The organism is Bartonella sp. TT121SHDZB (assembly GCF_042193415.1).
In the GTDB taxonomy this organism is placed as follows: Bacteria; Pseudomonadota; Alphaproteobacteria; order Rhizobiales; family Rhizobiaceae; genus Bartonella.
Genome location: NZ_JBHILR010000001.1, coordinates 38,804 through 50,741, shown reverse-complemented (window position 1 = coordinate 50,741; position 11,938 = coordinate 38,804). Strand labels below are relative to the sequence as shown.

Genomic DNA, 11,938 nt, shown 5'->3' with positions numbered 1-11,938 from the left:
GTTCATCTCCAAAGAAAATAATTAAAGCACTTGTAATGCAATAATCATTCTGTTGTACTGCTTTTTTTAATCATTTAAGTTTAAAATATGAAATATTGAAATGTTCGCTATTGCGGAGAAAAAGCAGAAATCCATATAAATTGGGTATATGAGGATCTGTAATGTTTGAAATTTGTTTCTACATGGTATGTTGAGTTGGATATCGTTACACTGAAAGATTTTTATGCTTCTGCACTTGGGCTGCGTGTGCAAAAGACGTTGTGTGACCAATTGAATTTATGGTGGCCTGATCTTACCGATAAACGAATTATGGGGTTGGGTTATGCACTTCCTTATCTTTCTGTATTGCGTGAACGTGCCCAACAATGTTTTGCTTTTATGCCAGCTGCTCAGGGTGCTTCGCCTTGGCCTTGTGCTGAGCAAGTTGCTACAGCGCTTGTTTTTGAAGAAGATTTGCCCCTTCCTGATGCGTCAGTTGACTGTATTTTATTGGTCCATGCATTAGAATATACAGAAAATTCATTTGAAACGTTGAATGAAATATGGCGTGTTTTAGCACCTAATGGCCACTTGATCGTTATTGTACCTAATCGCTCTGGTTTTTGGGCGCGCAATATTACTACGCCCTTTGGTTATGGCGAACCCTATAGTCGGCAACAGATTATTCGTTTGTTCGAAAAAACAAATTTTGTTTCTGGGCCAATACAAGAAATTGTACATTATATGCCCTCTATGGGTTATGTTTCGCGGTTATTTTCATTTTTTTATGAGCCATTTGCACGCCATCTTTTGCCTTATTTTGGTGGACTCTTAATGTGTCAAGCACAAAAACGTGTTTATCAGGGTTTGCTCGTACAGCGTCGTCAGTCGCGACGTATTTTTATTCCTGCGTTATCACCACAGACAAGAAATATTTTAATTTATAAAGATAATTAATCATTTTCCATTGGTATAGGAACCGCAAATATAGGAGGATTCTCTTATGTCAAATTTTTGCATTCACAATCAAAAAATATTCGTTTGCACATTATACATGGAATTGGCAGGTAAATAAAAAATCTCAAGTATTTATCGAACCGTCTTTTTTTGATGAATAGTGACAATATTTTATTTTAAGCTAGAAAATAAAGTATCTTCCTAAGTGTAAAAATGATAGCATTAAAAGTGACTTGCATAATATGCTTCATGAACAAATGCCGTGAAATGAAATGTTTTTTAAGGAAAGAATATTCTTTCAATGATTTTCTATCGTTTTATGATGGTAAATCAAAAAGTCTTGTAAAAATAGTTGTTTTATCTCTATGGTCTAGAGGTTTTAAAACGCTTTGGGTAAAAGTGAGGCTTTTTGTTTATAACTTAAATTATTTTTGAAAATACGTCCATGTTTTTTAATGGGATTTGATTAGGATAATCACTTAAGCGTTATATAATTAATTATCCTGTCTCCTAAAGGAAGTAAAATCATAAGGGATGGAGTAAAACTATAAAAATAAAAGACATCTCTCAGTTTAGGTTAAGCTTAGTGAAGGTGAGATAAAGCAGTAAGTGGAGTGGTATTTTTTTAAGAAATAATCATCAATATCAATATGGTAAAGATAATGGTTAGAATAAAGAATGTTGCTAAAAGATATCACGATTGTTTGTATAGAGCAAAAGCATGTAAAGCAGAAATTTTCAAGTGTAGTGTGAGGTTTGAAGGCATTTCTGTTGCTGGTTTTCGTGGTGGAATATTTCGGTTCTTTGTTTATAATGAGAGAGCAGTATTTTGTCATAAGCACGCTGATAAGGGTTCTATATGATATCCTCTAAATTGTATGTGAATGTTTTTTCATCTCGTTTGTATTTTCATTGAAAGATATTAAAATTGTTTTTGAAACAGTAAATATCAAATTAGAGGTTTAAACGATAACCACTTTGATCTGTCATGAGAATTTGTACATTGGAGGGATCTTTTTCGATTTTTTGTCGCAAACGATAGATATGGGTTTCTAAAGTATGGGTGACAATATTTTCATTATATCCCCAAACTTGTTCTAACAATGTTTCACGGCTGACAATTTTATCATTGGCATAATAGAGGCACTTAAGAATCGCAGCTTCTTTTTCTGTAAGACGGATTTTATTGTTGTTCTGATCAAGAAGGAGTTTTTGCCCTAGCTTAAAAGTATAGGAACCAATATGAAAGGTCGCATCTTCATTTTGTTCATATTGACGCAATTGTGCTCGAATTCGCGCTAATAACACCGCAAAGCGAAAAGGTTTTGTCACATAATCATTGGCACCTGTTTCAAGATCTAAAATGGTGTCGCAGTTTGTATCATAATTCATTATTATAATAATGGGGGCCCGAAATCCTTGAGTGCGTAATTGTTTAATGGCTTTGCACCCATCAAGATCAGGAAGTTCAATACCTAAAATAGCGAGATCAATATTTTTTTCTTGGGTTATTTTTATTCCTTCTTCAGTTGTTTTTGCTTGGAAAATTTCAAACTCTTGATGCATTTGCAATTGTTCTACCAAAATGGGGCGTAGATCATCATCTTCAACGATTAAAAGAGTATAGTGGTTCATGTTTTTCCTTATAAGCATGTTGATGCACTGATTGGAAGCGTTTTTTATGCTCTAGGATGTTATTTATACCATTGGGAATCACCATTTTTACGCTTATGGAGCGATATTTTTAGCACATATACACTATTTAGGAGAATTTCATGGTATTGTTTTTCTGCGTTCAGTTTTGTTTTTGTATCGCATTTGTGCGCAAATAGATCGGTGTGATGCTCGTTGTGTTGCTTATTATAATCATTGAGTAAGCTTTACCTTTGTAGCAAGGCTGAAAAGATGCATTATGAAGAGGGTTTTTATGTAATTTTGGGGGGATGTCTGTATTGAGAAGAGTGTGGAATGAAAAATGACAAGGGAGAGAGTCATATTTGTGCATTTAGCATGAGACACATTAACAGAGGCATGCGTTGTGCTTGCCTTGTGTGATATGAAGTGTCATTTCATATGAGTCAATGAATAAAAATTATTGTTTTTAGGATAAAAGCATTTCCTTCTTAAGATTGCCCATTAAACAGACTTCTTTCCATTCATCTTCTGTCACGGGTTGTACTGATAAGCGGCTGGTTTTGACCAACGCCATATTTGCTAGTTTGGGATTGGCTTTAATTTGTTTTAATGAAACAGGTGTTGGCATGTCACAAAGTGCACGGATATCCACACATTCCCAGCGTGGATCATGGCTTGTAGAATCAGGGTGTGCTTCAGCACATATTTCTACAATGCCCACAATTTCTAAACCTTTATTTGAGTGATAAAAAAAACCTTTATCACCATATTTCATGGCGCGCATATTATTACGGGCTTGATAATTGCGTACACCATCCCATTGTTCGCCATCAGCTCCTTTTTTCTTTTGCATCTCCCATGACCATTTATGGGGTTCAGATTTGAAAAGCCAATAAGCCATAAGTTCTCCTTTCTCATAGACTGTTATGTATTTATCATACGAATTTTTATAAGTATTTTCGTAATACCCTTAACGATAATTTTAAAAATGGGGTAAAGAATTTCTTGTTTCAAAATAACTTGTATATATAAAAATGCGTTCCATTAATATTTCATGTTGTATAAAGGTACTTTGCTTATCTTGTAGCAGAAAAATATATCAGTGTATCGAAGTAATAGACTTAAAATTGCTCAGCCATGTGGAAGCTTAGTCATCTTTTCAGCTGCTGTTTGAAATGTAGTTACTATAGGAGCATTGCGTTGGAGAGAATTTAGCAAGAAAATTGGTTTTAAAAAGCTTTAAGATTACAATGGCAATGAAACAAATAGATGGACAAAGGTGATGATGTCAAAGGATGGCTTGGTATTATGCTATCGTACGATAAAGTGCGTTTTATTATGCCGTAAAATACCGTCGTTTAAGGTGTGTGATATAAGGCCGTTTTCTTGAGACTGAAGTGTTTTTAGAATGTGTGGTGAATATTTAGGTTTTTGTGTCGAGCTTTGGGTTAAGTGAATTGTGTGATTTGGAAGCCAAGGGAAATTCGCTTGACAAGAAATTCGGACTGTTTACAGACTAGATTGAATGAAAATTTTCGTTCTTTGAGAGATGTCAATTTTCTTATGCTTTTGTTCCACGGCGACCCATCCCGATCAAGGGTGTGGCTTTTTCATCTAATGGCCAGCGTGAGCGAGGGGCAATGTCAAGAGGGCTTGTTTCTCCCCGTGCAAGCTTTTGTGCACCGGCAAAAGCAATCATTGCAGCATTATCGGTACACAAGGAAAGAGGAGGGGCTATAAATTCAAAACCATGTTGATGGGCAAGTTCTTGTAATGTAGAGCGAATGGCTTGGTTTGCGGCAACGCCGCCCGCAACAACCAAAGCAGGAGAACGTTTTTCTTGATTATGAGAGAGAGGATATTGGTGGGTAAAGTGTTGTAGAGCGAGGTGAACGCGATCACGTACTGTATCGGTTACGGCGGCTTGAAAACTTGCGGCAATGTCAGCAATATCATTTTCTGTAAGAGGAGCTATGGCTGTTGCGGCTTGTCGAACAGCAGTTTTGAGTCCTGAAAAAGAAAAATCTAATCGTTTTTCACCTTTTAAAGGACGTGGAAGAGGGATGCGATTTTTATCACCAAATAAAGCTGCTTTTTCAAGTGCTGGTCCACCAGGATAAGGAAGACCTAAAAGTTTTGCTGTTTTATCAAAGGCTTCTCCTAATGCATCATCAATAGTGGTTCCTAAACGTTGGTAGTTGCCTACTCCATGAACAAGGATTGTTTGTGTATGACCTCCTGAAACCAAAAGTAATAAATAAGGAAAGCTGACGTTGTGCGTTAACACAGCTGTTAAAGCATGTCCCTCTAAGTGATTTACCGCAATAAATGGTTTGCCAGTGGCAAGAGAGAGTGCTTTTGCGCTCATAACGCCTACCAACAATCCTCCTATCAAACCAGGTCCACTGGTGGCTGCAATGCCATCAATATCTTTTAATTTTGTGTTTGCTTCTGTTAGTGCTTGCAGAATTAAATGATCAAGAACTTTAACATGGGCACGAGCAGCAATTTCAGGAACAACACCGCCGTAAGGTGCATGGTGATCAATTTGACTCCAAACAACATTGGAAAGAATTCGGCTGTTTGATTCATTGTTATATTCAATGACAGCTGCTGCCGTTTCATCACAACTTGTTTCTATTCCCAGCAGACGCATTTTAAACAAAACCTTATATTGAAGCTTCTTTCCTGCGTGCGTACCATGAACAGAAAAAGATGCAAAGTATTTCTCTTAGAATTGATTTTTCTATGAAAAATATGTGTTTTGGCATTTTCTTTGAATTTTATGATATCATGGATTAAAAAATAAAGCTGTATTTTCGAGTATAAAATGCAAATGTTTTTTTAAAAACTTGTCTATTAAAGGCAATAATTGTAAATATTATTGAGAAAAGCTGCGTTTTTAAAACTTTTTTCATTTTATTATTTTATCATTAAAAAAAGTGTGCACGAAAAGTGACAGAGATGGTCGATTCTTCAAAACCAAAAGTTAAACCACATTATGCTGGTACGCGCCGTAAGAAACCAGTTATTGAACATGAAGCTGTTCCCCATGATTCAGAGGAAAAAAACCACAATTCTGTAGAATCTCATGCGCGAGAAAAACAGAATATGCAAGGTCAGGATAAAAGTATCTCTGGTACAACTTGGCTTTTCTTGTCCCTTTCTGGAATTTTGGGGGGATTCATTGCTTTGGGAATTTTTATGGGGCTTCAATGGGCTGGTTTCTTTCCTTCTCCTTTTGTGGGAAATTCTGCTGGGGGGGGGAAAGCTTTGCAGATTGCTGAAGCTGCAAAAAGTCAAGGTGAAGATACAAAGGAACAATTGAGGCGGGTCTTTCAAGAAATCGATGCGTTAAAAACAGAGTTTTCTTCTTTTTCATCACAACAGTTTAAAACAACGAAAAATGATGAACTATCGAAAGAAGAAAGCAAAAAAGCTTTTGCGATTTTAGAGGAAAAAGTAAAAGCTCTTGAAGAAATTGTACAAACCTTTATTAGAAAATCGAAAGATATAGAGACGGCTTTGTCTGTTGGGGTGAGCAATGCAAATGATCTTGCTGCGTTAAAACAACAGTTAGAAGCACTACAGGAAGAAATTGCTGTTAAAAATAGTGAAAAAAAAGAAATAAATACCGCGCTCTTTACTGCAATTAGTTCATTAAAAAATGCTGTAGAACGTGGTGGATCTTATAATAATGAATTAAAGCTGTTACAACAATTATCGCCTTCGATTAATGGACTTGATGTGTTGCAAAAAACAGCTACAGTGGGTCTTCCAAGCTCAGCACAACTTTCAGTTGATTTTGCTCATGTTGCCGATGCAATTGTTGGTACGCAAAATCTTGTTGCATCAGATGCTGGTTTTTTTGACAGAATTTTAGCGTGGATAAAAGGGCTCATTGTTTCGCGACCGATTGGAAATGTTGAAGGGCCAACGCTGGGGGCTATTGCGGCACGCATGGAAGTTGCCATTCAAGCTGGTGATTACGAAAAGGCTTTGAGCGAATGGCAATCATTGCCCCAAAGTGCAAAAGATGTTTCAAGGGATTTTATTAAGCAGCTTGAAAGACATATTGCTATTCAACAGTTGTTGCAGCAATTGTTATTGTCTGTGCAACAAGGATCTTTTAAAGCAACAAAGATGTAAATAGGCCCAAGATGATACGTGTTTTTATTTATATTTTTGTTGTTTGTATCCTCGGTTTAGCTTTCACGTGGGTAGCTAATCACAATGGTATTTTTGTTCTCACCTTTTTGCATTTCAGATTTTCTGCTTCATTTCTTACAGTGTTAAGTGTGCTTATTTTATTTTTTGTAACGCTGGTGCTTTTATGGTGGTTATTGTCTTTCTTTTTTTCCATACCGAGTGCTCTTTCCAATTATTTTTATAAACGCCATCAAAAGCGTGGTTACGAAGCTCTTTCAAAGGGGATTCTTGCAACTTTTGCTGGTGATAGTATGGTTGCGCAAAAAATGGAAGCACGGGTTGCTAAATATCTTGCAGGAAAACAAGAGCCATTGGTAAAACTTTTACAAGCGCAAACCTTATCTTTACAAAATAATTCTGTTCGCGCTATCGGTCTTTATGAAGAGATGAGAAAGGAAGATTCGACAAAACTGGTTGGACTTTATGGTTTGTTTCGTGAAGCGATGAAGAGTAAAGCTTATGAGGCAGCGCAACAATATGCCGAAGAGGCACTGACTTTATCGCCAGCACTTTTATGGGCGCATCAGGCGGTGCTTGATCGATTAAGTGCTGAGGGTAAATGGGATAAGGCACTTACTGTTTTTGAAAGAGCAAATAAAGCTCTCCCGCGTTCTGTTCGCGCGACTCCAGAGCGGCAGCATATACAGGTTTTACTACTAAGTGGGCAGGCACTTTCTTTGTTTGATACACATCCTGTACAAGCACGTGAAGCCATTTTGAAAGCCCATAAATTGGCGCCTGATTTTGTTCCAATAACAGTGATTGCTGCTGATATTCTTTATAAGTTAAATGAAACGCGTAAAGCGGATAAAATGATTATAGCGGCTTGGCAAAAGAATCCTCATCCTGACTTGGGAGCACTTTATCTGGAAAGAGAAGAAGGAGCTATTGGGCGATTGAAAAGGGCTAAGACACTTGCTGCTTATAATAAAGATGCATTTGAGTCGGCTTTCCTTATTGCTAAAGCAGCTTTGGATGCTGGTGAAACAGTATTAGCAAGAGAGCAGGCACAAAAAGCATTGCAGTATCATCCACGGGAAAGTGTTTATTTATTATTGGCAGATATTGAAGAGGCACAGGGAAACAATCAGGCTGCTGTACGTCAATGGCTTTCTTTAGCACTTCGTGCTGAACGTGATCCAGTATGGATGTGTGATGGGGCCATTTTTTCTTCTTGGTCAGCGGTTTCTCCAATCAGTGGACGTTTGGGCTGTTTTGAATGGAAGGCGCCTCCTTGTATGCCTTCTCTCACATTAGAGGCGGACAATATTGTGCCGAAAAAGCAAGACAAAGAGTATGTTATGGAAAAAAGTGATGATGTTGAAGATAAGAAGCTTGAAAAATTAACACCTATAGATGATTCTTTTTTGCATAATGCGCAGGTGGAGAAACAAGATATAAAAGAACAAGATGTAAATACATTCGGCCAAACTCACTTAAATGTTGATGATCCAGGGGTTAAAACAGAAGAAGAAACGTCTTTATCGAAGAAGAAATTTCGTTTATTTTAAATTGTGTTAATAGGGTAGTCTGAGCGTTTTGTCGGAAGAAATAATTAATGTAGGAGAAAAAATTATCGTTAATCTTGTTCAATCAAATTATTCTCTTATGCTTAAAAAATGAAGTTTTGCTTGATTGCAAAGGTAATTGGTTAAAAAATGTTTTTAAATCAGAGATGTCTTGGAAAAAAACCAAAAAATAACAAACCAAGGATTGCTGTTGTTATTCATCGGCGCTCTACCTACACTGGTCGTTTGGGAAAATTTTTACAACAAAATGGTTTTGTTCTTGATATTTATCGTCCTATTTTTGGACAAAAACTCCCTGATACATTAGAACATTATGCCGGTGTTGTTATTTTAGGGGGACCGATGAGTGTGAATGACAGCGAAGCCTATATTGGTGACGAAATTGACTGGATTTCGTTGTCGCTAAAGGAAAATAAGCCTTTTTTGGGTATTTGTCTTGGAGCACAAATGTTAGCGCGAAATCTAGGGGCGCGCGTTGGTACAAGAAGTGATGGGACTGTTGAAGTCGGCTGGTATCCACTAGAAGCGACCCTACAAGGGAAGGAATTGATGAATTGGCCAGAGATGGTCTACCATTTCCATGATGAAGGTATTTATGATTTACCGAAAGAGGCAATGCTTTTGGCAACAGGGTATACATATCCTACACAAGCTTTTCGTTATGGAAGCAATGCATGGGGCTTGCAATTTCATGCTGAATTTACACGTGCTATGATGCGGCGTTTGGTCGTGCGTTCGGCACATAAATTGACTGAAAAAGGTGCTCAACCTGCTTGTGCACATTTGAAAGGTCGTTTAATCTATGATCGAGCTTTGAGCCAATGGTTTGAAAGCGCATTACACCAGATTTTTTGTACACCGCCTGTACTTGTGTGATTGTTGATAACGCATTGATTATATAGGTAATTCACTGTTTTGCATATTGAATGAGAACCCCGAATATAGTAAGGTTTTTTCATTCCAAACCTGTGTATGTTGACTCAATAAAAACCTCTTGCTTACATGTCACAAGTAGGGCTGGCGCGTGGGAAAAACTATATAGGAAAAGACTAAAAATGCCTCTTATGAGCTGTCTTAAGTGCCAAGGGCTGCGCAACATTTGGGGGTTAGCCAAATTATAATGATAGTGCTGGTTTGCTCCTCCATAAGCGTAAAGATGGGGGGCTCAATGGCTTTATCGTTAAGAGACACTATTCATTATCATTTTTGTTGTGCTGTAAAACAGTATGGTTTAAGGCAGAGGTAGAAAATCTATGTAAAACTTTACACATGAGGTGTTTTTTGTTAAAGGGTGTAAAGGGTTTTTTTTAAGAAAATCTTGTTTATTGAGCTTATGAGATACTATACTTTAGAACGATGTATAGGGACTTCTTGAAGTGATCAGAAGATAAAGCGCGCTAGATAAGGAGCTCGATTATTTACAGATTAGTGTGGGTGAGGAATCTTTATCCTTTTTAAGGTGAGAAAAAAGTTAAGAGATATAGAAAGTTTGAATATTGTCTAAATCCTTTCAAATACCATCATCACAAAAAAGTTTTTCTTTGAGTTATTTAATTTGGGGGTGCTTTTTTCTTGCTCTGATATTTATTTATAGCGCACTCTGGTTTTTTTTTCACGTAAAATAGAAGACTATGTTTCTGATATATTCGCAAAAATATCTTCCCATAATATAGTGGCGGTATGCGAGAATATGCGCAAGGATGGTTATCCTTTACATGTCGGTGTTGTTTGTGACAAGTTTCAATTTTCTTGGCCTTTACATGGGGTTTCTGTATCGACGGGGCGTTTAACAGCTGGTGCACCAATTTATGCACCTCATTTGGTCGAGTTTAATGTTCATTCTCCTGCATTAATTGTTTTTTCTGGAAAAACTTCCATAGTATCCAGTTGGCGCAATTTGCTGATTGAAACAGAACCTTATTGGAAAATGGGTAAGACATTGAAGTTTATAGCTGAAGGGCTTGAGGTTTCACCTTTTTCCTCTTCCCCTGAAGATCAAAAGCTTCAAGAAGCATTAGGAGCACAAACGACAGATAACAAAACGACACAAAAAAATGTTGAAAATCAAGTATCTTTGCAAAATACACATAACGTGATTATTCAGCCATTAGAGCCAAAAGAAGCTTCCCAAAAAATAACGGCAGAATTTTTTCGACTTGATCTTAAACATGAAAAGAATGATTTATCGGGACATATAACTTTTGATGGTTTTGATGCTTCTCCCTTTTTAAAATCTTCTTTTGTTGATATTCCTAAAATTGATGGCAATTTGAAATGGATTTTAAATGATGCCTCTCTTCTGTTTGAAAATGAAGGAAAAAATTGGCAACAGCGATTGTATGGAAAAAGTGGACTTTTAAAGCAAGGTGAATTAGCTTTTCATACAGGTGGTGCAGTGCGTATTAGTGGACCTTTTTCTGTTGATGATGAAGGATATTTGACAGCAAAATTTGAACTTGTCCTTGTTCAGTCCATGAAGCTTCTTAACACTCTGCAGCATTTATTTCCCACGCAAACCAATAATCTTCAAGCGTTATTTTTTATTTTGGGCACCCTGCCTAAAAATGCGGACGGCGCTCCTGTTCTTTCCTTACTCATTGACAACGGGTGGGTAAAATTGGGATTTTTAAAACTTGGTCGTCTTGCTCCGCTTTAGGTGTTGTACCAAAGCCTTTTTTCATTTTTACTACCAAATTTCGATTTTTTCTGATTTTCATACTTTTTTGCAATTTTAGAGTGTCAAAATCTATTTTAACAAAATGCGTATTTAATGGTAAAAAAAAATAGCTATAAAAATAAAAAATTATCACCTACTCCTAACTCGTCCAACCTCTTTTCACTTTGTACAAAATCTTATATCAAACTACATATAGCAACAGTGTTTGTATGGAAAAAGTGTCATTTTAAAGCATGCTGAATTGCCTTTTTATACAGGTGGTATGGTGCTTGTTAGGAACCTTTGTCTTTATATATGGAATGAGCAGCATATTGCATATATCTGTTTGGGAGTAACCTCTTAAAACAAGTAAACAGACTAGCTGGAGAAAAATATGAAGTTGTAAAGAGAAAAATCAACATTCATCTTTACTGTCATTTTTTATTCGATTTTACGCATTTATTAAAATAATATTTCTCAGTGCTTGCTATTTCACGATGTCGCCTATGAATGGTATAACGATAAAGCCATTAAGCACCACCATCTTTTCGGTTATGGACTAACAAGCTAGGGGGAATAACCATCATATTATATTTGCTAACTCCCAATCTTACTGTAGTTTTTAGCACTTGAGGCGGTTTATGAGGGGCATTTTTAGTCCTTTCTTTACTGTTTTTATCTATTCGGCTTTCGTATTTGCAATATGCAAGGGGAAATGGGGTTAATTGATTGAATATAAACAGATTTTAAATGAGACAAATTTAGAATATCGAATTATCAGTCATCATAAAAATGATAAAATTATAACTGTAAATCAATATATTATATTTTTATGATGAAGGATATTTGACAGTAAAATTTGAGTTTATTTTTAGTGCTCTGTCTAAAAATGCGGGATAGCGCCTCCGTTCTTTCCTTGCTGCTTCGTCATGGATGGATAGAACGGGGCAAAAGCTTAGCTGTTTTGTACTGC

General features: G+C 36.6%; 8 protein-coding genes. 5 read left to right on the top strand and 3 right to left on the bottom strand.

Features of this window, described 5'->3' with window-relative positions; translation table 11 throughout:
- Positions 1-165: 165 nt before the first annotated feature.
- Positions 166-936, top strand: coding sequence for a class I SAM-dependent methyltransferase (locus ACFIKI_RS00210; RefSeq protein ID WP_375665000.1), 771 nt, complete (start codon positions 166-168; stop codon positions 934-936).
- Positions 937-1,890: 954 nt separating this feature from the next.
- Here ACFIKI_RS00210 and ACFIKI_RS00205 read toward each other — a convergent pair.
- From ACFIKI_RS00205 to tsaD, 3 genes are all read right to left on the bottom strand, one after another.
- The gene (locus ACFIKI_RS00205; protein ID WP_375664998.1) at positions 1,891-2,571 is read right to left on the bottom strand and encodes a response regulator transcription factor; all 681 of its coding nucleotides are present in this window, start codon (positions 2,569-2,571) and stop codon (positions 1,891-1,893) included.
- Between the two features lie 466 nt (positions 2,572-3,037).
- A complete protein-coding gene (locus ACFIKI_RS00200; protein WP_375664996.1) occupies positions 3,038-3,472 on the bottom strand; it encodes an EVE domain-containing protein in 435 nt (144 codons plus the stop codon).
- A gap of 660 nt (positions 3,473-4,132) precedes the next feature.
- Positions 4,133-5,227, bottom strand: coding sequence for a tRNA (adenosine(37)-N6)-threonylcarbamoyltransferase complex transferase subunit TsaD (tsaD, locus tag ACFIKI_RS00195; RefSeq protein ID WP_375664994.1), 1,095 nt, complete (start codon positions 5,225-5,227; stop codon positions 4,133-4,135).
- 308 nt (positions 5,228-5,535) lie between these two features.
- Here tsaD and ACFIKI_RS00190 point away from each other — a divergent pair, with 308 nt between their 5' ends.
- The 4 genes from ACFIKI_RS00190 to ACFIKI_RS00175 all read left to right on the top strand — a co-directional run bounded on the left by ACFIKI_RS00190 (position 5,536) and on the right by ACFIKI_RS00175 (position 10,965).
- Positions 5,536-6,720 (top strand): COG4223 family protein, encoded by a 1,185-nt coding sequence (locus ACFIKI_RS00190; protein WP_375664992.1) that lies wholly within the window; start codon positions 5,536-5,538, stop codon positions 6,718-6,720.
- An 11-nt stretch (positions 6,721-6,731) separates the two neighbouring features.
- The gene (locus tag ACFIKI_RS00185; protein ID WP_375664990.1) at positions 6,732-8,291 is read left to right on the top strand and encodes a heme biosynthesis protein HemY; all 1,560 of its coding nucleotides are present in this window, start codon (positions 6,732-6,734) and stop codon (positions 8,289-8,291) included.
- A gap of 147 nt (positions 8,292-8,438) precedes the next feature.
- Entirely contained in the window at positions 8,439-9,185 is a 747-nt protein-coding gene (locus ACFIKI_RS00180) for a glutamine amidotransferase (RefSeq protein WP_375664988.1), read from the top strand.
- Positions 9,186-9,909: 724 nt separating this feature from the next.
- The gene (locus ACFIKI_RS00175; protein WP_375665331.1) at positions 9,910-10,965 is read left to right on the top strand and encodes a DUF2125 domain-containing protein; all 1,056 of its coding nucleotides are present in this window, start codon (positions 9,910-9,912) and stop codon (positions 10,963-10,965) included.
- The last annotated feature ends 973 nt before the right edge of the window (positions 10,966-11,938 follow it).

Bases quoted from the DNA above. Each gene is read 5' to 3' on its own strand.
- ACFIKI_RS00205 (WP_375664998.1), bottom strand. From the start codon at position 2,571: ATGAACCACTATACTCTTTTAATCGTTGAAGATGATGATCTACGCCCC.
- ACFIKI_RS00200 (WP_375664996.1), bottom strand. From the start codon at position 3,472: ATGGCTTATTGGCTTTTCAAATCTGAACCCCATAAATGGTCATGGGAG.
- tsaD (WP_375664994.1), bottom strand. From the start codon at position 5,227: ATGCGTCTGCTGGGAATAGAAACAAGTTGTGATGAAACGGCAGCAGCT.
- ACFIKI_RS00190 (WP_375664992.1), top strand. From the start codon at position 5,536: ATGGTCGATTCTTCAAAACCAAAAGTTAAACCACATTATGCTGGTACG.
- ACFIKI_RS00185 (WP_375664990.1), top strand. From the start codon at position 6,732: ATGATACGTGTTTTTATTTATATTTTTGTTGTTTGTATCCTCGGTTTA.
- ACFIKI_RS00180 (WP_375664988.1), top strand. From the start codon at position 8,439: ATGTTTTTAAATCAGAGATGTCTTGGAAAAAAACCAAAAAATAACAAA.